We start from the raw sequence: 23,118 nt of genomic DNA, 5'->3' as shown, positions 1-23,118 counted from the left end.
CTTTCAAATACTGAAAAGGATTTACAATTGAATCTCCATAACTTCCCACTTAGTCCAGTTTTTTCCCATAATTATCTTTCAGTTTCTTTTCAAATATCTTACTTATGATCAGGCTAATCGCTTATTGTTTCAAAGAGAACAAACCGTCACTGAATATCTCCCGCTCAGAAATGGACATATTAGTGACGGCTTAACCAGAACTCAGGTTAATTAAAACAACGTGCCAGATAAAAAACCAGCACTTTGTCAATAATCTGCCACCTACTAAAGTCGGTGGGTTAGTGATTAACGGACTGAAAGTCCGGATACCCGTCGGCTAAACGACGCGTCAATTATCCAACAGCCAGTTTTAGTGCGTGATGGTTATGCCCATAATTCAACGCCCCTGCACAACTGAGAAAATCAAGATATGGTGAGCCATTTTGGTCATATAAATAGGAACCGGAGGCTCTATGGAATACTTTATGAAAATTTCGGCAATAGGAACGTACTTCTGATTCATACTGCTCAAAAATCTGATAGTCATCCTGTTGTGTTATTAATTCTTCCATCTGTTTAAGTTCTCCTCTAAACGTTTTCTGAATGAGGCTAATGTAAGTCAGCCTCGTAGATTAGACTTCTGCGTTTACAGCAACTAAAAACTGTGGAATCAAGTACCAAAAAATTAATTATCCAACGATAATTAAATAATCTGCCCGGATACAAATGCTATGTCTTCTATCTTTTCACTGAGCCGTTCAGCCAACGCTAAAGCGAATCCCGTGCCATAGAGTTTTTCATCTGCTGTCACATTTATTAAAATACCTTCTCCTTTCAAATCATTTATCAACTCAACCCTAATCGGTAAGCTGGTATGGTCACGCACATCTTCATCAGTATTCACCAACCCTTGCTCTAATAACTCATTCCGAGAATGAAAATGAACGTAGCTAAATGTAGCCTCGAAGGGTGGCCCTCCTAACATGGTTTGTATTTCTGAATATGGAAAACGTCTAAAGGGCAATATTTCTTTTTCAGCATCGAAAGCCTGTCTTGCCAGCATCTGCCAGTTATTAGCAAAGTCAAGATTCAACTTTATCGGAATATGATTAAGGAACAGTCCAAGAGTCAAATCCGCGCCTTCCCTCTCAGGCCTACCGTTAACAGACATCCCTGCGACAAAGCCAATATCTTGTAACTGATGAGCTGTTGTCAGATAGAAACCAGCAAAAAACATACTTTTTAACGGAATGCCCCAATCTGATACATTTTTTAGCAATTGCTTCACTGTTCGTTCCGGCAAGACCAGTACTGCTTTCCTATAATCAGTATCTTGATATCTATCCGTTTTTTCTTTAGCTAAATATTGACTAAAAAACTGTTTCGCCTTGTCGTTACTGAGCGCTTCACGCTCAAGTTTGACAAATTCTGACAATGGTGCTGGTTGCTCCAATAAAACAGACTCGCCAGCTAAATTGGCTTGATACAATCTCAAAAGCTCAAGGATAAAAACAGACTCACTCCAACCATCAAGGATCGCATGATGAAAGGCATAAGCTAACCGAAATTGTCCTTCATTCAATGCCGCCGCATGTACCCTCATTAAAGGAGCCTCTTCAGGATCAAATGGTTGGCTTAACTCAACCATTACTTTTTCGTGACGTGCAGCCAACTGTTCATCATCAAGATTTGTGTAGTTTTCCACTATAAGTGGCAATGATGGTAGTAATTCAACCAATTGCATCACTTCACTAAAAGAGGCCAAATCAAATCTTGTTCTGAGAACCGGGTGCCTTTTGGCTATTGCCTGAAGCGTGTTGTGAAGTATTTTTTCATCCAGTGGCAAGTTGACATCCCGAGCAATAACATCAAGGTAGATTGCTTTACCACTGTATAATCCCTCAAACAGCATCCCTAGCTGCAATCTCGTCGCCGGATAAGCAGTTTCGATATTAACAGGCAACCTTTGCTTATCCGTTTCATTTATCAGTTGGTTCTCATTCTGCTGACTGAGAGCTTCTTCTGTTTGTGCCAAACCGCGGCAAATCCCACACAATGTCGGATTGCGAAATAACGTACCCAGCTCAATCATCAAGCCCTGTTTCTCGGCCTCTGCAATCACCTGGATCGCCAGAATCGAATCACCCCCTAGAGAGAAAAAATCGGCTTCAGGCACTGCGTCGAACGGGTCCAATACTTGTTGCCAAATCTTTGCGAGCAGTGCTTCATCTTCCGTCAGTCCATTACCTGTTTGTTCTGAGAGCACCAAATCTTTACACATCCCCCTAAGTGTCGAGGTACGAAATAAGGTAGAGAGTGTCAGATTGAGTCCTCGTTTTTCGGCTTCCGCGATAACCTTAATAGCCAATAACGAATCGCCTCCCAACGCAAAAAAATCAACATCAGGCACAACGTCAAATGGCCCTAAAATTTGTTGCCAGATCTCTGCCACCAGCGCTTCTGTCATAGAGAGTTCACCAGATACCACCTCTTCTAATCTCTCAGCCTCTTTCCAACCCATCAAAAATCGACGATCCACTTTACCACTGCTTGTTAAAGGTAGCTGTTCATGCTGAATAAACTGACTAGGCCACATATAGCTGGGTAACAACGCTTGAACCCGAGTGATGATAGCTTGCTCAACATCAGTGCTTTTATAAGTTGTATGATCAGTGTGAATTGTATAATGGGCGACCAGTTGTTCAACATGGCGATCACTGTCAATGTTCAGCACAACACAAACAGCGCTCACATCCTGGCAACTTTTTATTGCATGCTCTACTTCTGTCAGCTCAACTCGATGACCCCGCACTTTGACCTGATCATCAAGCCTGCCTACAAACTCAATCAGTCCATCATTCGACAATACCCCTTCATCACCAGTAGCAAACATTCTGGCTCCTGGTTGGGTGGAGAAAGGATCAGGTAAAAAACGCAGGCTGGTTAACCCAGGTTGATATAAATATCCCCGTGCGACAGACTGTCCCCCAATATAAATCTCACCACGCTCACCTGGCCTGACCGGTCTCAACATTTCATCCAATAAGTACATTTCCGCATCGACGATAGGTTTACCTAAGGGAGATTTTATCGCACCAATACTTAACGATGACATAGAGTAACTACTTACCAAGGTTGTTCCTTCAGTCGGGCCATATACGTTATTAAATAAAAAGTACTTGTCTGGTTTCTGCTTTCTGGACAAATATTTAAACGCATGAGTGACTGACATTGCATCGCCACCAACAAGCAATTGAGGTACGCTATCCAGAGCCTCTTCGCGATAATCTACTAATACGTGAAATAAGGCAGGTGTCAGTAGCAATATCGTAATACCATGTTCAACAAGGCATTTCGGCAGCTCATCAATGGCTTGATATGAAGGAGAAGCCAATACCAATGTCGCCCCATTAGTCAATGCTCCCCATATTTCAAAGGCAGAAGCATCAAAAGCCGCAGGTGCTAACTGCAATATTTTTTCATTAGGTCCGAAATGAACGTACTGCTGTTTCTGGCTAACGAGGTTGGCAACGCCATGATGAGTCACTCCCACTCCTTTGGGGCGTCCTGTACTTCCCGAGGTATAGATAACGTAAGCTAGCTGTTGACTGGTAACTTGTGGCAGGATTTTAGGGCTGAAAGACTTTAACAACTCTTTACGGATTTGACGGTGTCTGTCTCCATCAGACACTGCAAGCATGCGACCACCCGCTGTGTCTCCATCATGTAACAGTGTAGCCATGACATTTCCACGAACAGAGGTAAAGGTTTGGCTATCACGGTAAACCCGTATAGTTAACTCATGGGTGCTGACAACCCAAAATCCTGATTGACCATTGACCGCAGGATGCCAAGCGACAGGTGACTCATTACGTAATTGCCGCCAGATATTATCTATATCAGGACGTAAATGAGTCAGGGGGTCCGTGAGATTTATGTTATCCGGCACTTTAGCTACATTTGAAATAAGACTCATATCGCCCCCAATTCATGCGCATCAAGAATTTGAACTTCTTCACTGTCCATAAATCGAACATGAAAACGCAAGCACTGCCCCATACGCTGATAAATATCCAGAAATGCCTTATGGTTATCCACTTTGCCCAACACCATGTTAATTTCATTGGTTTGTGAGCCTCCCGGCAAAGTAGTTCCTGCCCACACATATGGGCGATATGACGATACACCATCAAGAGAGAGAAGCTCATCTTCCCCATTAATTCGGAGAATTTCACATGGACGTGTTGGCGCAATATGGCAGATATTGAAATAGACGTGCTCAGGATTGAACACAGGGAGATCAATCATTTTTCCCAGCGCTAATCGTGCAGCCATTTCAAGCAGACTAATATTGAGGCTGATTTTGGCCATCTCGTTGATACCCCCGCCCACTCGACCATTCACTTCAATGATCCTAGGTCCCTGCTCGGTCAACTTCAGCTCGGTATGGGTGATCCCCCGATTAACCCCTAACACTTTGATGGCACTTGACGTTAATGCATAAATTTGGTTTTGTTCTCTATCACTTAAGACTGATGGCCAGATATGACCATATTCACGAAAAGGGGGACTAAGTGGCATCTTGCCGGTCACATTTATATGCTTAATCTCTCCGTTAACCACCAAGCTTTCAACCGAGACATAGTCGCCAAAAGGCAACGATGGCCGCCCCCGGAGGAACTCCTCCAATACCAGTGAACGACCACCATCAAATCCAATCTGTTTATTTGAAAGCAGTTTTTCTACAAGTCTCTTTCCTGTTTGCGTATCTTCAATAAAATAAGTATCGATGCTGCCACCACCATAGGCTGGTTTTAACACTGCGGGAAGACAAACCTGTTCAACAGCTTGCTCCCAATCTGACACAGTGTTAATGAGGTAGAATCTTATCGACTCAATGCCAGCCTCTTGTAAAGCCACTCGTTGCTTATTTTTGTCAGTAAGTCGATATGCCGTTTCGAGATCGTGAAAAGGCAAATTCAAGTGTTTTGCCAGCGTAGCTGTAAGACGTAAGGCACGCTCACTAAATGTCACAATCCCCGCAGGATTAAGGAGAGCGAGTTCTGATACCGCCCTTTCAATATCAGAACCATCAACTACGTGACCAAATCGTGAGAAGTAGGATATACGCTCTCTTGTGTGTTCGTTTGAATTGATAACAACTACAAGTGGTGCAACCCCATTCAATTCAGTGACAATATCTTTGGGAAGGGCTGCGCCTTCATCATAAATCACTATCAGGGGTTGATTATCAAAGGATTGTGGGTCATTACGCAGAGAAACCGGGCGCATATCGGTCCAAACTTCTTCAATCCATTTTTTACATGCTTCTTGCGTCCCACTAAAACCGGTCGCTCGCCATCCGGTAGCGACAGGCCATTCAGAATGAACACAGGCATATTGCTCTTCATCATTTATTACAACCAAATATTCATCCGTCAAACCTTCAAAACTGGATGAATACTTCATTTGTGTTTGGGTATTTTCATCACTCATTAGTGCAGACTTCCTTTTTTAAGCAAGCTTGATGGATACACAAATAAATGTCGTAAAGCTGATCTCGATAATAGAAGTGATCTCCAGGGAACATGACTAATTGGAAAGAATCATGTGTCAGCGATTGCCACTCTTGTAAATGATATGGGCTCACCCACGGGTCACGATCACCGCCGATGGCTAAAATAGGGCAATGTACCTTGCCACTGGCTTGTTTGTGCTCAGCCACCAACAAATAATCAGCACGCAATACAGGCAACATGAGATCAATCACATCCTCATGAAGCAGTTTCTTATCTTCATTTCCTATATTGGTTTTTAGCTCTTCAATCCAGGCTTCCCGGCTCATGCGGAGTATCTCTTCTGGCACCATGCCATTCAAATGTGGTGGACGTGCTGCTGATAAAACCAAATATTCAACGGTTCGGTTAGCTTGTTCTAAAAGTAATGCCAATTCATGACATAACAATGCTCCCATACTATGACCAATAAGAAGAAGAGGATCCTGTGTATACAGCAATACATCTTTTGCCGCTGTAGCCGCCAAATCTCTTATACATACAGGGAGTGGTTCAATACTTCGAGAACCTCGTCCCGGATACTGAAGCACCAGCACTCGATAACTACCAGCCAACAGTTGCTGAACCCAGTCGGTCATAGAATAAGCACTGCCGCCGCCAAAAGGCGCAATCACAACAGTCACTGTCGTTTGCTCCTGATCGCAGTAATTCCATAATCCTGGCGTCAGTTGAACACGTTTCATTCCAGCGTCTCTCCGGAAACTTTCAATTTGGGATCACTCCAATATGTAGCTATCCAATCCAGGCATTCTTGTTCTGATCCCGAAAAACCCACATTTTGCCACCCTACCGGTAATGTCCGCCCTTCTGGCCAAATGGAGTACTTACCTTCTTTGTTACATACCACTCTGTAATTCATGATGTTTCGCTCCGCCGTTTGATAGTCACCACTTGATCCGCCAGAGCAAGCAGGTCAATATTTTGCGAGGCTACAATCCAGATCCCCGACCACTTTTTAGGCAGTGCTAACCATATGGCTCGGGCTGTATCAGTATCCAGAGATGAATCGCAATCATCGACGACATAAACTTCAGCTGAATGGCATAACATACGGGCTAATGTCAAACGTTGGCGCTGGCCTCCTGATAACTGTTTGACACCACCAGAACCCAGCACAGTATCAAGCCCTTCAGGAAGATCAGATGAACCTGGTTTCAGATATACTGCCGCTAACGCCCGCTCCATGATTTCATCACTGACAGAGACGTTACCCAGCGCCAAGTTATCTCGAACAGTACCGCCAACAAAGCCAGCACCTTGACGGGCATAAGTAACTTTAGGGCTTTGCCACCAATCGGCGTCTCCACAAACTTCTTTGTTATTCCAAAGCACACTTCCTGATAAGTGTCGTTCCAGCGCTAGCAGGCCGCGAAGCATACGACTTTTACCAGAACCGACTTCTCCATTAACGACAATGAGTTGATTGGGTGTGGCTGTAAACGAAATAGGTTGTGTATCGCTATTGCAACAAAGCCCCCTCACCGTCAGTGATTTCAGCATGTCATCAGCAATAAGGACTTCTCTAGCAGGCTTCTCTGTCTGTAACAGTGGCTGAATTCGCTCGTAGCAGACATCGGCATTTTTATAGTTAGCCAATGCGCGACCGAAAAAGAAGATCTGCTCACTGACCCAACCGATATAAGTCAAAAACAGAGCCAATTTACCAATAGTGAAATCACCACTGACAATTCGGGTACTGACAACAATCAAGACAATAGATGTACCTAGCATCACGATGTTACGAAATAACCCCGACAGCAGATCAGTGAACATTTGGTGCTTTGCCTGCACCGTCCGACGACGTTCAAAACTTGCCGAAAGTCGTTCAATATGCAGATCCAACTTTCCACCAAGGCGAAGGTCACGGATTCCTGCCAGTATATCGGTGATACGACCCGCAATTTGGCCTTGATATTGACGTTTCTCTTCCTGTAATGCTCCGACCTTATGCTTGATAACTACGCCCAACCACAAACCACCAACCATCGGCAAAAGCGCCAATGTTGTCACAATGTCGGTACTTAGCAACACGACAAGTGCTATCAACAATAGTACCGCCCGGTAGAAGAAATCCGCTGTCCAACCGAGAAAGGAGGCTACTTCATCGCTGTCATTACGAATACGGTTGAGCATATCCCCTTGAGAAAGACGCAGGTCCGCACCAGAGTGACTGCAATTTATTCCCTCCAGAATGCGTTGTTTAAGATATGCGCTGACCTTAAAAATAAGTGTAAAATCAATCTGTAAGCCAAAAATCAGTATCACTGAGCGTAGTACCATCGTGCCTACCGCCAATGCCAATAGCCACCAAACCGCTGAGCCTATAGGATCGATAACAGCACTATCAAGAAGCCGGCTGATGGCAAAACCAACGACCAAAGGTAAGCCATGGATCATTGTCCATATAACCATGCTGGTGAAGTAAAGAAAGGAAAATCTGTGCACTAAACTCAGTAAAGCAGGCAACATTTTTGATGGGAAAAAGAGGGTTAACCCCGTCATGATATAAGTTCCCTATTTTTTGTTAACGTTTTGATCTCTGCGCCATGAAGGAGTTCCTCTACACGGCCTTCATTCATGATAATGACTTGGTCAGCAGTGGATAATGTATGCAGGCGATGGGCAACGATGATAACGGTACGATTAGCGCTAATTTTTTCCAGTAATCTCATCCAACTCTGCTCAGTACGAGGATCTAGTAGAGAAGTACCTTCATCGATAATGATTAATTGTGCGTCTTGAAGCATGGTTCTTACCCCGGCAATCATTTGAACTTCCCCTTCCGACAATAAACGCCCCCCGACACCCACCAAAGTATCCAGCCCCTCTGGTAATGTCTTCGCCCATTTATGGATCTCTAACTCTTCGAGCGCGTGCCAAATTGCATCATCTGAAATGCTGTTATCGAACAGGGTTAAATTTTCACGTAGCGTTGCTGAAAATAAATGCGCCTCTTGGCTTAACACCGCCACACGACTGGCAAATTCATCAGGATGAATGGAAGTGACCTCAACACCAGCAAGGGTAACCCGTCCGCTATCAGGCTGAGCCAACCCACACATGAGATTTAGTAATGTGCTTTTACCTGCCCCCGTGCGCCCCACAATGCCTACTTTGCTTCCAGCGCCCACACTGAAGCTAACGTTATGTAAGACTTGTTTACCCTGATCTTCATAACGAAAGTCAACCTGATCAAATTGAACTGACAAGGGGCCTTCTGGTAGCTGATTCTCTACACTGTCGTGATTGACTTTCTCCTCATCTCGTAACATCTTGACTATCAGTGATAAGGTCGCAATCAATCGTTGTACCTGATCTACTTCCGAAGACATGTCTTCCATTGGTTCTCTGAGTCGGTCAACATAAAGATAAATCATGGTTAACGTACCAATACTGATACTGTTATGACCGAGTAATTGCAGCCCAAATCCAAAACCCAGACCAAAACTCAAGGCAAAAAATAGCTGGGTAATCGGCCAAAATATGCGTCCGCTGACATAGGCTTTACGTTCTATTTTTAATAAGCCAGAAAGCATCTTCTGTAGTTGCAAAGCAGGCCAACGGCTCCTTCCCAATGAATGCAAATCATCTTGTGCGGCAAGAGTATCGCCGATAAAACCAAATATGTGGGCTCTCTCTTCACGGGCTTTTTTCCATCGCACTACTGCGAGGTTAGTAAGTTTCACCAGAACATAAGCCACAACGAGAACCAACACGGTAATTGCGATACCTATTTCTGGGATAATAGAAAACAAAATCACCAAAGTGCCTAATGCTAATGCGATATTTCCTATAATCCGGAATCCGGATTCCGCAATAGTTTTTCCAATGATGTCCGCATTCCCCTCTATCTTTTCAAGGAGCTTACCCTGAGCTTCACTTTCAATTTGCAGGATAGACCGATTGTGCACAACATGATGAAATAGCTGACGCCTAAGTGCATCGGCAATACCCCAACCTGCACTGGTACTGCAATAACTGGTAACCAGACCAGCGATAACACCGCCAAAAGAGATGATTGCGTATCCCAAAGCCAAGAGGACAAGCTCATAAACGAAAGTACCTGCGGTAGCTTTATCGATGTAATGACGGATCACAAATGGCCCCACTAAATCGCAAACAAGTGTGACAACTAATGCCAGGAAAGTACCAATAATGGCTTTTTTCATTGTCCGGGCGCTCTGCCAAAGCAACTTAAAACCTGTTAATGGGTTAGGAGAGTTCATACCTTGCATATTCGTTTGTATTTTCATATTAATTTTTATGAGTTATCCGTTCATTAAATTCAGATAGGACCGTTTTCATTTGCTCTTTTGGCATGGCATCACCTGCAAATTGAGCACGAATTTCCATCTGCCCATCATTCACACTGATGTTAAAACAAAGCAAATAATCCATCGGTGTTACCCGAGGCTTCCAGTAACCCGTTCCCTCTGTGGTAATATCAATAAAGATCGGATTAACTTTCTCCTCATCAGGCGTATTCAGAAATAAAAGCTCTCCTTCAAAATCCAGTCTTAATTGTGGTCTAGGAATTGCCTTTAATTTTTCGGTAATTTGAGGATTAACAGAAAGATAGCGAAGTGCTTCAAAGCCGAACCCTCGAGCAGGTACCTCACGTAACAGCCGCGCCACGTCAGTTGCATGTTCATTAAAACTGCGTTCCATCGAAAAGGGCAACAGGAACGGAAAACCACATGTAAACCAGCCGATAGTGCGTCCTAAATCAACCTCGTCGAATAGGTCTTCTCGACCATGTCCTCCCAACTCAACAAGGATATTGTTAGCACTGGAAGGAAAATGGCTTTCTAAAGACCGAGCAAGCAGAGTCAGTAATCGGGCAAGTACGGGAAGTTGGCTGTGCTCAGATGGTTTTAAAAACTGCTGAGTCTGTACTTCATCAAATACTGTTGTTTGCTCAACCATATTCGCCTCAATGCCAATAGCATCCGTACTTATTAACTGCTGTGCTTGTTCATAAGGTTGTGAAAGCCAGTAATGAACACCAAACAACTCTGGATCATCCTGCACCAATCGGTGTAAACGCCTGGCCCAAGCGAGATACGAAGTTGTCGGAATATCTAATTCATGGGCTTTAGCTCCTCCAAGCAACGCCGCTAAATCCTCTGTAAGTAAATCCCAGGAATAAGGATCGACTACCAAGTGATGAACTATAATCAACAACTTATCCGGCAAATTATGAGCAGTCCGATAAAGTTGTATGCGGCAAATTGGCCCATTTAGCAGATCTAACGACTCATGACCTATATTCGCTAACTCAGTAATTTTCTGCGATAAGCTATTTGGGGCTATCTGCTGCAATTCAAATTGTTCGATTGCGATACGGGCTTGCGGGTTAATTCCTTGCCACCTCCCCAATGCAGTAACTATAAAGCTGACTCCCAAAATAGGGAATCGGGCTAATAGCGCTGATGCCGTCAGTTCAACAGTCTCCAATGACAAAGTGCGACTAAGTGTAAACAACACACCATGATTACAATGATTTTCATTTGGATTATCACGCTCAAAAAAGGCATGCTGAGCTGGTGTCAAAGGGGCCAGATCACTTAATTCATTCGGTGCATGTCTGACTTTGGTTAGTGCGCTCTTCCACTTGGCTAATAACGCATTAATTGCAGCTTCATTATGACGGAAGGGGGTGTATTCAAGGGTAATAGTCAGTTTCCCATCAACGATGGCCGCATTGATTTCCCATTCCAGTGGACGATGTCCCGTTGCTGCCCGCCGCATTCCAATATCTTCTTCTACACTGAAAAAGCCATCATTCTGCTGCTTCGTATTGAAGCGCCCTAAGTAGTTGAATCCAATGTTTGGATTCTTCTCCATAACATAAGTTTGTTGTAAATGGGTCTTGATATAGGGACTAGCTTCAATCATTGCAGTCGCAACTTCGACTACCGTAACCACAGCGTTGACTGGTAGCACAAAGGGACCTATTGTTGTAAACCAACCCACAGTTCGCATTACGTCAATAGACTCGTTTTCCTCTTGCCTGCCATAACCTTCTAACTCAATCAAGAGTTGACCGTTACCCTGCTCAACAGCAATTGTATTTGCAAGTCCCGTCAAGAGAACGGCAGGGACTCCTCCATTAGGCACTAATGCCGAAATTTCCCGAATATATTGTGTTTCTGACTCAGATAACTTGACTTCAGCAACCGAACGTTTGCCATAAAGGTTACTTACATTACTATTCACCTGTACCATATCAATTGGTGCGGTTAACTGGATCGGAAGAAGTATTTGGGGAGATGTTGCTGCTTGTTGCTGAGCCCAATAGAGATATTGCGTGCTTTTTCTCGGTAACCTCGGCATTTCTTTTTGAATAATAGCCTGATACGCAGTTTCAAGATCTTCCAGCAAGATTTGCCAGGAAACTTGATCCACAATTAAGTGATGTAATGTCAGCAAAACTCGAAAATCATCCAACATCACAATTCGTAGTAACGGTCCTTCCTCGATTGATAACGATGCATGAGCCTTATTGGCGATGGTTTCTTCCGAACAATCTGATTCAGCAAACCAAAGTAAGTTGTCATGAGGCGAGCGCAAAGCTTGATAATGCTTCCCTTTCTTTTTGGGGAAACAAACACACAATTGTTCATGGTGCTCAACTAGCGACTGTATCGCCAGGGATAATGCATCTGCATTTAACTGCTCCCTTGTACTGATAACATGTGACTGATTCCAATGGTGCTGTTCAGAAAACCGCTGCTCGAAAAACCATTGTTGGATTGGTGTCAATGGTGCTTTTTCTATACGCGGAATTGAATTTGCTGCCATTTCGTCTTTGGCACTCGCCAGTTTTGTAAGTGAAGCGATAGTTGGATGTTCAAGCAAATGACGAGGGCGTAAGTTGATCCCCAAAGAGCCTGCCTCATGTATCAGCCGGATACCAATAATGGAATCCCCACCCAAAGCGAAAAAATCATCCATAATGCCCACTTTAGCTAGTTTGAGGTATTTACACCATAAATCACAAAGCTGTTGCTCCAACTTGGTGCGAGGTGCAATATAAGAAGCAGATTCAGATTGTTGTTGTGCCAGTGCCTTTAATTGGTTACGATCGACTTTACCATTGGCATTACATAACAGCGCATCAAGAAAATAAAACCTGCTCGGCACCATATAATCCGGCAATTGCTCAGCCAAAAATTTACTCAACGATTTGGCATCCACAACGGCATCACTCGGCTGCGTCACGAAAGCGCTTAATTGCTCAAAGCCACCCATATCAACAAGTTCAACTGCACACATCGCTACATCTGGATAGCTTGCCAGTACTGCTTCAATTTCTCCAAGCTCGACGCGTCGGCCACGAATCTTCACTTGGTTGTCGGACCTGCCAAAGCACTCCAATATGCCATCCTCTCGCCAACGACCACGGTCGCCCGTCCGATACATACGAGCACCTAGGACAGGCAGAAATGGGGCAGGCAGAAAAGCTGCCGCCGTGAAGCGATTGATACCTGTCGCCAAATGATGAAGCGTCTGAGCCTCAGCAACAATTCCACTAACACTAACTACACCATCAATAAGCTCGATAGCTATCCCAGTTTCCGTCTGAGCGCAATTAACGACAATAGGCATGAAATGCTCCAAGAACGGCATCAACAGCGCCTTGTCTATCGATCCATGATTAATAGCCTCAACAGCAGCCATGCGAACATTGCTTAACCATTCACGAAAAGTCACAGCAGGAGGTACAGTCAATAAGACAGGCAAACGCTTGCCTTGTTCTGTGTTAATATGCAATACAACAGAGGATACTCCCCCAATACGGCGCAACACGATACTAGTCACTGCCGCCAAAATTGCCCATGTCAGCAATTCAGAGTTGCCCGCTACTTGTTTCAGCCGGTCAGTAACGGTGGAGGAAAGCAGACATTGCGCACTTACTAGAGATCCCTCATGGTGAGGAAAAATATCTGCGGTTGCGGCAGCGGCCTTAGTTAAATCACCAACCCGCATCAGCCAGTATTCACGATCAATCAGCTTCATAGTTGTCATTTTTTATCCACATCTAGAACTGAAAATCTGGAATATCGCTAAGAACATCGTCTTGACCATCAAACAAAGCGCAAAGAGTGGTTTCTTCGCCTAATGTCATCAGCCGTGTCAGTGCATCTATATAAATATTCAACCAGCGAGAAACCGTGTCTTGTGAGAAAAGGGAAGCGGAATATTCCAATCGTGCTTGAAGTTCATCACCATATTCAATACAGGTAAGATTGAGCGGATATTTTGCTCCATTAGGATCGACATCCAACAATTCAACAGCGGCTCCATTTCCCCCTAATACCCTAATAGGATCAACATCATTCTGAAAATCAAACATTGTGAGATGATAGGGGGTATTTGCCATCAGTTTCTGGATTCGATCAGCAGGAAATGCACTGTGTGAAATCGCGCTGAGCGATGCCTGCCTAACCGCATTCAGCACTATGTGAAATGGCTGGTGTGGATCAAGCTGTGCACGCACAATCACTGTATTAACATAACAACCAATGGTGTTTTCATCTTTCAGTTGTCGGTTAGCCACCGGCATAGCAACACAAATATCACGCTGCGCACTTATCTGCCATTGTAATGCCACCCAGGTTGTCAACATTAGCATTTGCACCGTTACGCGAGAATTCATCGCTATCAACCTCAACCTCTCGGTAACATCCTTCGATATCATCACAGGTAAATTAGCTCCCCGGAGGTCAGATGCTGTCCCTCCCTCACCATCACAAGGCAAAAGCAGAATTGGGATGTTTGCCAAATATTCGTACCAGAAAGCCTCCAATTTTCGACCCTGTTCACTTTCAAGTAAGGTATATTGCTCCATAGCATAATTTAAATAATCGTTCACAGGCGGGGATATCTTGCCACCACTAAGAGCTGCTAATACCAATCGCCATGACCAGCCATCAAAAAACAGGTGATGAAAATTCAGCAATAGTGCTTGACGTACTCCATCGCTAAAATTCACTTGCAACAGTTCGAATCGTGTGGGAGGAATACCATAAGGTGAGAGCGGCGCTTCAACCATCTGCCGGAGACGCTGAGTCAAAACGGGCATGCCCGTTGCAATAGTGTATTTTGTTAAATCGACTTCACTATGAACCAGTTTGACCGGCATCGGAGGATGGATTACCGGGTTAACGCCTTGTTCGTTGTATTCCAGACTACAACGCAGCATCAGCTGCTGTGAGACAAGCTCAGTTAGCGTTTTTTCCAGCCAAGCAACATCCGCCTCCGCATTGATAAGCAAAACAGCGGGAACATTATAAGCGCCAGATTCATCAGCAATTTCCGTTGCCGCCCAAATTGCTAATTGCTGACCAGAAAGTACATGCTCATTGTTCCTCGTTTCCATCTCCGGTGTTGTAGATACGGAGGATAATTGAACATTGTCTTTCACCAATTGATAAAACTCGTTCAGATCCAGGCAATCCAACAAATCCATCAATTTCAGATCCGTACCTAATGCCGCGTTCAGTCGAACCACAAGTTGCTTACCATTAAGTGAATTGCCTCCGGCCGCAAAAAAATCATCGTCAAGTGTTAATTTCGGTTCTTTCAGCACTTCTCTGACTTGAGTCAACAGTTTCTCTTCAACATTTTCTCCTGAATTTGATATCGAAGTGTGCGGTACAACGTCAGAAACCATAGCAGGGTTCTCAATAGTCTCTGGCCAGCAATAGGTGACCACAAAAGGAGCAAATGGCAGTTCAATACGACAATTGATCTTGCGTTCACCCCCTTGCTGCCAATCCAAATTAGCGCCATTGACAAACCAATCTCCAAGCAATGTCAACAAAGATCTTTCACTATCATATGACTGATAACCCAACGTGTTAATGGCTGTTGCAAGCTCACCACAACGACTGAATCTCACCAAGCATAGTTTAACCTGTTCTTGCAACAAGGTTTGCAAACGCTGGTGATCAAATGTTGAATCAGTGACTAAATAACTTTTCAAAATAGTAGATCACTTGGAGGGAACTCAGTCCAATTTTCGCGATCTGATCAATTGCAAAAAATCCCAAAACCACAAAACGGACTGAGTTATGCCTATCATAGCACTGATACCCCGCAATGAACGACGCCAGATGAAAAAAATTATCCAGCGCACCCGAGATAAAAATTATGCTCGCAGACTCATGGCCATATTGATGCTACATCGGGGCGAGTCTGTCTCACAGGTCGCCAGAACCCTTTGTGCCGGTCGTTCTTCCGTCAATCGCTGGATAAATTGGTTTACTTTATATGGTCTGGAAGGTTTGAAAAGCCTGCCTGCGGGCAGACCCACTGTCTGGAATTTAATCCCACTTTATCCTTTGATATCTTTTTTATTGCAACATTCTCCCCAACAATTGGGTTGCTTGCGTTCTCGTTGGAGTCTTGAACTTTTTATAATTAAAATCAATGAATTATTAAATATAAAATTATCCATCAGCACCTTCTATCGTTACTTACATAAGACAGGTATCGTTTGGCGAAGGGCAGCGCCAACGCTTAAATTACCCGATCCCGAATACCCTGAAAAAATGGCGAAAATTACCGAGGCGTTGTCAACGTGCTCGGAAAAACATCCCGTTTTTTATGAAGACGAAGTCGATATCGAGCTAAATCCCAAAATCGGTTCTGACGGGTATTTAAAAGGACAGCAGAAACGTATCGTGACACCAGGAAAAAACCAAAAACATTACCTTGCGGGCTGCCTGAATGTTCAAACAGGGAAAATCACTTATGTTGGCGGATTAAATAAAGATTCTCGATTATTTATCAATGTATTGAAAGAACTTGATCGCCAATATTGCCATGCTGAAACCCTCACGTTAATTTTGGATAATTATAGTATTCACAAAAGCCGGATGGTCAGTGATTGGCTGACCTGTCATCCTAAATTTAACCTATTGTTTTTACCTGTTTATTCCCCCTGGCTGAATAAAATTGAGCGCCTGGGGCAATCCCTGCATGAAACGGTGACACGAAATCATTGCTGCCAGTATATGTGGCAGTTGCTCGAAAAAGTGAAAACATTTTTGAATTCATTCTCCTACAGGACTAACAGAGAATAAAAAGAGAGGGTGTATCATAATTATGAAAAGTTATTTAGTATAAGTAATCCTATAAATAGGGATAGCTTGCACTGGCAACCTTTTAGGGTAATTGAAATACAAATTGAAGTAAAACGTGCCATCAAAATCGTATATAGCCCGAAATATATCTTATTGGAGAATTATTGTGGAGAAAAAAGATTGGCACCCAGCAGATATTATCGCTGCTTTAAGAAAAAAGGGAACATCATTGGCAGCTGTTTCTAGAGAAACAGGGCTGGCATCGTCAACGTTATCTAATGCCTTGCAAAGACCTTGGTGTAAAGGTGAAACAATTATTGCAAATGCATTAGGACAGAAGCCTGATGAAATCTGGCCTTCCCGTTACCAGAAAAGAAGGAAGAGATATTGATCTCCAAGAGAAAAAATATGGTGACAGTTATAGGAACCATAAAAGCAACGCTCTGAAAGTGCTGCAACACAACCAGAGCGTCTAACCATAACATTACAGGAACTAATGTATGGCTGATATGAATAGTAACACATCTTCATACTCAAAGCGTTATACATTTAACGCGCAATCTAATGTAGAAACCGAAGCACACACCTTGCTCACAGACTTTTCTTTGGTTTTAACTTCTTGTAAACCAATTGAGAAGCAATATTATGCGCAGTAGCATTCCAGATACTTCCGACGATAGTGATATATCTGATGTGAATATCATATGGTCTGGCATGTCGGATGCGATTGCATCGCTGGATTTCTCATGTGTTAGCGATACTGTGCTGTGTCAGCTAATTGAATCATCCAAAGGAAATACTATGGGCATTTGTCATGATGTAACTTTTCTTGGTGACTCAATGTTATCGTTTGCCAGCAATAATATTCATGAATTTACTCCAGAGAGTTTGTGTCAGCTCGGGCATAGCCTATCGGCTCTGAGTTCTCTATTACCGATGTTGTTTACTATGCATGAAAAAGCGAGTGGTGAATATTATCGTAGGGCTTTGAAAAACGAAATAAGATAGCCTTGTCAAATGAAACCGGAAAATTTTTGGATGGTTTTCCGGTTTACAGGCATAAACTATACGCCGACAGGATGTTCGATACTGTCGGTACTCATCAGGGCCGATTTTCCCCCTTCCTAGGGCCTGAACCGGTACCGGGATGTCGTCACCGTGCACTTTGCCCGGCATCACACGTACTGACGAGTTCGCTGACCCTGAGCAGCGACCCAGCGTGGCGTGGCTGTATATTTCAGACTGATGGTACAACGGCGTATGCTCCGCGAACTAATGCGGCCAGTCAGGACGATGGTGCAGGCGGGACTTATATTTTGGCGTTGAACACAATATCGCCTATAACAGCCAAATATACTGTTTACTACAAAGAAGCTGTAGATGCCACCATAACGGAGTGTCCGGGGATTGCCAATATAAAAGGCTGATTGTTCAGTCATCTAGTTACCCAGTCACGCAGAATATTGAGGGCTGCTTTTGCCTCGATCAGCACGCTCAAGAAAGTATTGAATACCATCTGGGGTGGGGGCTTCTGTCCAGCCAGTTGCCAGCCATTTTTTCGTTAACATCGCTGAGTAAGCCCCGGAGACAAGTGAGGCTGAGTTGTTGCGGCCCGGTAGGATGAAATAAGGGAGCCAGACAGGCATATGTTGGCTGGGCATGGCATATTGGGCACCTTTCCGTATTTTGAGGAAAAGAAAATAATGCGTCATCATAACGTAACCAATATTACGGTTGTAGTACTCAGTTTCCACATAGCTTAAGTATAATTCCCACTAACCCCGATTAGTTTCTTTAAATTTCTGGATCGTGTGTTTGATGGCTTGTTCTGTTGGCAAGCGTTCCATTGAACTAGCACCATAGAACCCATGACAATTGGGGCAATGAGCCAAAATATAGGCGACATCTTCCGGTTCCGAAATTGGGCCACCGTGACACAAAGTAATAATGTCATTTCGAATAGTTTTAGCTGCCGAAGCACAAGCATTAATGATTGGTATACAAGATTCCAGATCATATGATGTATTTGCACTAATATCACCGCCAGTGGTTAGCCCCAGATGTACGACGATGATATCAGCACCTGCTTGTGCCATAGCTTCAGCCTCTTTTACATTGAAAACATAAGGAGTGGTAATCATTCCCTTTTCATGTGCCAGGCGGATTAGCTCCACCTCCAATGCATAACCCATGCCTGTTTCTTCCAGATTTTTTCTGAACTTCCCATCAATAAGCCCTACAGTTGGGAAGTTTTGAATACCAGTAAAACCTTGTGCCTTCAGTTCATCCAGGAAAAGAGATAAATTACAGAATGGATCAGTACCACAGACACCCGCTAATACAGGTGTTTCCTTAACTATCGGCAATATTTCATTACCCATTTCTCTGACAATTTCATTTGCATTACCGTATGGCATTAATCCGGCCAATGATCCTCTGCCAGCCATTCTGAAGCGTCCAGAATTATATACGATAATGAGGTCTGCCCCTCCTGCTTCCTCGCAACGCGCCGAAAGACCCGTGCCTGCGCCTGCTCCAATAATAGTTTCGTTACGTTCGACTTTTTGTTTTATAGCTTCAATAATTTGATTATATTTTTTCTTCATGAGAAATTCCCTGGTGTTCTATAATTTCCTTGAATTGTTGTATTACCAGAGCACAAAATTGTGGTGAGTTGATGTGAAAAGGTGTTTTTATAACTTTTCGCAATTCTGTTTGCTTTATTGTTTTTTTTAGTCCATGACAGAAAGCCTGTGTTGATGCAGGTAAATAAAAAGGTTGTTCAGGGCAATCTAGCGCAGAGAATCCGCCTTCCGGAATAATGAATCGAATAGGTCCATTACACTTATTAAGTTTGTTCCCTATCCAGATACCAAGTTGATAGTTTTCTTCGGGTGTGGTTCGCATCAATGTCACCTGAGAATTATGCTCGACAAATAGCCTATTGCTGTAGCGTTCTGGAACCGAGTCCTTTGCACCAAAGTTAACCATGTCCAAAGCACCAGCACTGCCAATCCACGGAATGCTTTTTTTTGCCATGACGTCTAAACGTGTGTCAGGACAACCCAAGACACCCCCAAATAACAGATCGGCAATTTCTGTTAATGTAATATCCAAAACGCAAACCAATTCTCCGTCTTTAGCCAATTTCTCCATGCTTGTTCCACCATTGCCGGTAGCATGAAAAGCGAGGCAATCGTATTGAGTATTTAACGCGGTAGTGAGCTGATTAATGCACGGAGTCGTCATACCAAACATCGTCAACCCTAAAACGGGTTTATGAATATCAGCCAATGGCGTAAAATAATTGACAGAGCCCGCCATCATATTTGCAGCATTAGACAATACTGCACGAGAAATACGGTTGAGTCCGTTGAGATCGGTTACCGTATACAGCATAGCAATATCGCTGTCCCTAACGTAGGCCGAGACATTCCCTGACGCCATCGTTGATACCATGATTTTAGGCAAACCGATCGGTAGGCTTTGCATTGCCGGAGTAATCAGCGCTGTTCCGCCTGAGCCTCCGATACCAATCACCCCCGCGATATCGTCGATTGAACTGTTCAGGAAATTTGTGAGGGCGACAGACATCGCGGTTATCGCTTTATTCCGTACGCCACAAAAAACAGGATCAGCGCCAGCGGGATGATACTCAGCGACCTGAAGTGAATGAATATCTATCTTTTTATGCTGATTATTCTGATGATTTTCCCCGGGAGTTGATGTAGACACATCAATGATAATTGAATCCACTCTTGCGAGGCGTAAACAATATTTCAACCAGACCAGCTCGTCCAGTTTTGTGTCTGCTGTGCCAACGACAACCACAAATCGCGTCATAGTGTTCACCCCATGTGGTAGACCTATTCAAAGACGAATGTAAACCTATTGTAATATTTTACAACATGCAAGTTACTTTTTATCATTAGTGATATTTTTTATTATTAATGCTATACGGTTAAAATTTTAAGGGGTTTAAATGATTCTGTTTGATGAAGAAAAGCTGTCGCCAGTCCGGCGTCGTACCCTGGAACGTATCATTCATTCAGCGCTGAAGTTATATCGTGAAAAAAAATTTCCGTCTCCTGAAGAGATTGCCAGTGAAGCTGAATATGCGAAGGTCACGTTGCGCAGCTACTTTTCAACCCATAGTGATTTTGTAGAGTATGTTGTAAAACAAGTTATTGGGTCATTCGTTGTCCCCCCTATGGGCAATAATGCAGAGGAAAATATTGAGAAATTATTAAGATGGGGTTATGAAGAAATAGAAGCCAATGAGGCGCTGATGAGGGATGCCTTACGCATTTCTCAGTTACGCTGGCAGGAATCTTTATCAGGTGAAGATAACGACAAACGACCTGTTTTGAAGAAAAAAAGTAACCGTAAAGAGACACTTTCTACGGCGTTAGCGCCTCTAAAAGGTCAGCTTAAAGATGACACAATACATAAGATTATTATGTTGATTTCCGTTTTATATGGTACAGAGGCTATGACTATTCTGAAAGATACTTTTGGTTTAGGAAATGATGAAATCATCAACTTAACGAGTTGGGCCGCGAAGTTGATTGTTCGGCAGGCCATTAATGAGGAGCTAAAATAACCAGAAGACCATTTTTTAAACATTAAGGTAAAGAACCGGGCATGAGGCCCGGTAAAAGTTTCTTTTGGTGCCGATAACTTTTGTCACCAATCTTCTGATTAGATATATACCCAAGAAACTTTAAGATGCAGTTTTTAGCACCTGAAAATGGTCGTTAATTCTAGACATCAGCGAGTCCGCTATATCAGGTAGCGTTGTGGTGAAAAATTTGAATACTTTGTCTCGAAATTCATGTTTATCAGCGAAATAACGGTTATTTCGAACATGTTCATTCATGACCTTCCATAATCGCTCTATCGGGTTTAAATTTGGGCTGTATGGAGGAAGGTAATGTAACTCAATATTGTTAACATAAGCCCACTCCTTCACAAGATGAGCTTTGTTGTAACCCGCCCCATCCACAATAAGATGAATTTTTTGATGATAGTCAGGATAAGACTTTCTTATTTCATTGAAAAAACAGCAAATGTTGTAGTCATTGAGGGTTTGATATTCCTGGAACACCGTACGACCAATGGCATTCAGGTTGAGTGCGCCCAATAGATTCAGACGAGTTCGGCTTCCCGTTGTTTTGACTGTTTTTTTCTCGCCTTTTCGCATCCAGCCATAACCGAGTTTAGTGCCTTGAGTCGGGTGAACCGCGTCAAGAAAGAGGATGGGTTCGTTTTTCGCTGTGACTTTAAGATTTTCATCATATTCAATAAATTGTCTCTGTTTTTCTGCATCGAATTTATGAGGGACGCCACACGGTTAATGAGATGGTCACCCCCACCCTGTGAGAGGTACGCTAGCAGGGTATTTTATTTTAGAGGGAACCATCATGCAAAACATTACGCTTATTGGTATCGATCTCGGTAAACATTCCTTCCATGTCCACTGTCAGGACAGGCAGGGTAACGCCCTGCTGCGTAAGAAGTTTTCCCGCACTCAGCTTATGAATTTTCTCGGTTCCTGCAAGGCTGCAACCGTAGTGATGGAGTCCTGCGGTGGGGCGCACTTTATGGCTCGCCGGAGCGCTGATTTAGGCCATGAGGCAAAGCTGATTTCTCCGCAGTTCGTCCGTCCTTTTGTTAAGAGTAACAAGAACGATTTTGTCGATGCTGAAGCTATCTGCGAGGCAGCTTCCCGGCCCTCCATGCGCTTTGTGCCCCCCCGCACAGAAGACCAACAGGCGATGGCCGCCCTCCATCGCGTCAGAGACTCACTGATACGGCAACGCGTTAAAACCACCAATCAGATGTGCGCTTTTTTGCTGGAGTTCGGCGTCAGTCTGCCGCGCGGTATTGCCGTGATACGACGTCTGGCCGCTGTGCTGGAAGAAAATGACTTTCCGCCTTATCTGGCAAGGGTTCTGAGCAGACGCCACAGTCATTATGTTTACCTCAGCGGAGAACTTGAGGAAGTCGATAAGGAACTGAAAACGCATCTGGCGGAAGATGAAACCGCGCAACGCCTGCTGACCATTCCTGGCGTTGGGCCGGTAACGGCGAGTCTGTTAGCCATGCGGCTGGGGGACGGTAAAAACTATGCCAACAGCCGTGACTTTGCGGCTTCAACAGGGCTGGTTCCCCGCCAGTACAGCACGGGTGGAAAAACGACACTGATGGGCATCAGCAAGCGGGGTGATAAAAATCTGAGGCGGCTGCTGGTGCAGTGTGCCAGGGTCTTTATGCAGCGGCTGGAGCATAATCCAGGGCGTCTGGCAGAGTGGGTGAACAGGCAGCTTGCCCGCCATCACTCGAACGTTGTGGCGTACGCGCTGGCGAACAAACTGGCACGAATAGCCTGGGCCGTTACGGCACATCAGACGGTGTTCATTAAATAAAAGAGCCAACGAAAAACTGCGTTAGCTCAGTAAGTTAAGCAG

Annotated in this window: 17 protein-coding genes and 2 pseudogenes; 5 read left to right on the top strand and 14 right to left on the bottom strand. The window is 44.0% G+C overall.

Going from position 1 to position 23,118, the window contains the following annotated elements; genetic code table 11:
* Positions 1-332: 332 nt before the first annotated feature.
* The 9 genes from ACGF5R_RS21065 to ACGF5R_RS21025 form a co-directional block, all read right to left on the bottom strand.
* On the bottom strand, positions 333-551 hold the full coding sequence (locus tag ACGF5R_RS21065) for an aminotransferase class III-fold pyridoxal phosphate-dependent enzyme (RefSeq protein WP_387692564.1): 219 nt from the start codon (positions 549-551) through the stop codon (positions 333-335).
* A gap of 131 nt (positions 552-682) precedes the next feature.
* Positions 683-3,955, bottom strand: a complete 3,273-nt coding sequence (locus tag ACGF5R_RS21060) for an AMP-binding protein (protein WP_387692562.1) — start codon at positions 3,953-3,955, stop codon at positions 683-685.
* Positions 3,952-5,475: an MbtH family NRPS accessory protein gene (locus ACGF5R_RS21055; RefSeq protein WP_112879503.1), complete on the bottom strand. Its 1,524-nt coding sequence runs from the start codon at positions 5,473-5,475 to the stop codon at positions 3,952-3,954. The genes ACGF5R_RS21060 and ACGF5R_RS21055 overlap by 4 nt, the downstream gene beginning before the upstream one ends.
* Positions 5,468-6,238, bottom strand: coding sequence for a thioesterase II family protein (locus tag ACGF5R_RS21050; RefSeq protein WP_112879502.1), 771 nt, complete (start codon positions 6,236-6,238; stop codon positions 5,468-5,470). Before ACGF5R_RS21050 ends, ACGF5R_RS21055 begins: the two co-directional genes overlap by 8 nt.
* Positions 6,235-6,414 carry an MbtH family NRPS accessory protein gene (locus ACGF5R_RS21045; protein WP_112879501.1) on the bottom strand — a complete coding sequence of 60 codons (180 nt, stop codon included), beginning with the start codon at positions 6,412-6,414 and terminating at the stop codon, positions 6,235-6,237. The genes ACGF5R_RS21050 and ACGF5R_RS21045 overlap by 4 nt, the downstream gene beginning before the upstream one ends.
* On the bottom strand, positions 6,411-8,057 hold the full coding sequence (locus ACGF5R_RS21040) for an ABC transporter ATP-binding protein (RefSeq protein WP_112879500.1): 1,647 nt from the start codon (positions 8,055-8,057) through the stop codon (positions 6,411-6,413). Before ACGF5R_RS21040 ends, ACGF5R_RS21045 begins: the two co-directional genes overlap by 4 nt.
* Positions 8,054-9,808 carry an ABC transporter ATP-binding protein gene (locus ACGF5R_RS21035; RefSeq protein WP_387692560.1) on the bottom strand — a complete coding sequence of 585 codons (1,755 nt, stop codon included), beginning with the start codon at positions 9,806-9,808 and terminating at the stop codon, positions 8,054-8,056. The genes ACGF5R_RS21040 and ACGF5R_RS21035 overlap by 4 nt, the downstream gene beginning before the upstream one ends.
* A gap of 1 nt (position 9,809) precedes the next feature.
* A complete protein-coding gene (locus ACGF5R_RS21030; protein WP_387692558.1) occupies positions 9,810-13,586 on the bottom strand; it encodes a condensation domain-containing protein in 3,777 nt (1,258 codons plus the stop codon).
* A gap of 13 nt (positions 13,587-13,599) precedes the next feature.
* Entirely contained in the window at positions 13,600-15,546 is a 1,947-nt protein-coding gene (locus ACGF5R_RS21025; RefSeq protein ID WP_387692556.1) for a condensation domain-containing protein, read from the bottom strand.
* Positions 15,547-15,634: 88 nt separating this feature from the next.
* Here ACGF5R_RS21025 and ACGF5R_RS21020 point away from each other — a divergent pair, with 88 nt between their 5' ends.
* The 3 genes from ACGF5R_RS21020 to ACGF5R_RS21010 all read left to right on the top strand — a co-directional run bounded on the left by ACGF5R_RS21020 (position 15,635) and on the right by ACGF5R_RS21010 (position 17,656).
* Positions 15,635-16,648 carry an IS630 family transposase gene (locus ACGF5R_RS21020; protein ID WP_387692554.1) on the top strand — a complete coding sequence of 338 codons (1,014 nt, stop codon included), beginning with the start codon at positions 15,635-15,637 and terminating at the stop codon, positions 16,646-16,648.
* A 160-nt stretch (positions 16,649-16,808) separates the two neighbouring features.
* Positions 16,809-17,039, top strand: coding sequence for a helix-turn-helix domain-containing protein (locus ACGF5R_RS21015; RefSeq protein ID WP_387692566.1), 231 nt, complete (start codon positions 16,809-16,811; stop codon positions 17,037-17,039).
* Positions 17,040-17,293: 254 nt separating this feature from the next.
* A complete protein-coding gene (locus ACGF5R_RS21010; RefSeq protein WP_387692553.1) occupies positions 17,294-17,656 on the top strand; it encodes a hypothetical protein in 363 nt (120 codons plus the stop codon).
* Between the two features lie 105 nt (positions 17,657-17,761).
* On the opposite strand, the pseudogene ACGF5R_RS21005 reads toward ACGF5R_RS21010, so the two are convergent.
* From ACGF5R_RS21005 to ACGF5R_RS20990, 4 genes and pseudogenes are all read right to left on the bottom strand, one after another.
* Positions 17,762-17,920 (bottom strand): annotated as a pseudogene (locus tag ACGF5R_RS21005) (IS66 family transposase); the annotation flags it as partial.
* 179 nt (positions 17,921-18,099) lie between these two features.
* On the bottom strand, positions 18,100-18,309 hold the full coding sequence (locus ACGF5R_RS21000; RefSeq protein WP_112879672.1) for a hypothetical protein: 210 nt from the start codon (positions 18,307-18,309) through the stop codon (positions 18,100-18,102).
* Positions 18,310-18,423: 114 nt separating this feature from the next.
* A complete protein-coding gene (locus ACGF5R_RS20995) occupies positions 18,424-19,254 on the bottom strand; it encodes a phosphoenolpyruvate hydrolase family protein (RefSeq protein WP_112879673.1) in 831 nt (276 codons plus the stop codon).
* On the bottom strand, positions 19,238-20,491 hold the full coding sequence (locus tag ACGF5R_RS20990; RefSeq protein ID WP_387692551.1) for a Tm-1-like ATP-binding domain-containing protein: 1,254 nt from the start codon (positions 20,489-20,491) through the stop codon (positions 19,238-19,240). Before ACGF5R_RS20990 ends, ACGF5R_RS20995 begins: the two co-directional genes overlap by 17 nt.
* A gap of 139 nt (positions 20,492-20,630) precedes the next feature.
* Here ACGF5R_RS20990 and ACGF5R_RS20985 point away from each other — a divergent pair, with 139 nt between their 5' ends.
* Positions 20,631-21,251 (top strand): TetR/AcrR family transcriptional regulator, encoded by a 621-nt coding sequence (locus tag ACGF5R_RS20985; RefSeq protein WP_387692549.1) that lies wholly within the window; start codon positions 20,631-20,633, stop codon positions 21,249-21,251.
* A gap of 120 nt (positions 21,252-21,371) precedes the next feature.
* Here the strand turns inward: ACGF5R_RS20985 and ACGF5R_RS20980 are convergent.
* Positions 21,372-22,001, bottom strand: a pseudogene (locus ACGF5R_RS20980) (IS630 family transposase); the annotation flags it as partial.
* 70 nt (positions 22,002-22,071) lie between these two features.
* Between ACGF5R_RS20980 and ACGF5R_RS20975 the strand changes: the two are divergent.
* Positions 22,072-23,076 carry an IS110 family transposase gene (locus ACGF5R_RS20975; protein ID WP_387692547.1) on the top strand — a complete coding sequence of 335 codons (1,005 nt, stop codon included), beginning with the start codon at positions 22,072-22,074 and terminating at the stop codon, positions 23,074-23,076.
* Positions 23,077-23,118: the final 42 nt, after the last annotated feature.

The sequence above is a fragment of the Photorhabdus sp. RM71S genome, assembly GCF_042879355.1.
GTDB lineage: Bacteria > Pseudomonadota > Gammaproteobacteria > Enterobacterales > Enterobacteriaceae > Photorhabdus > Photorhabdus kayaii.
This window is presented reverse-complemented; position numbering and strand designations above follow the sequence as displayed.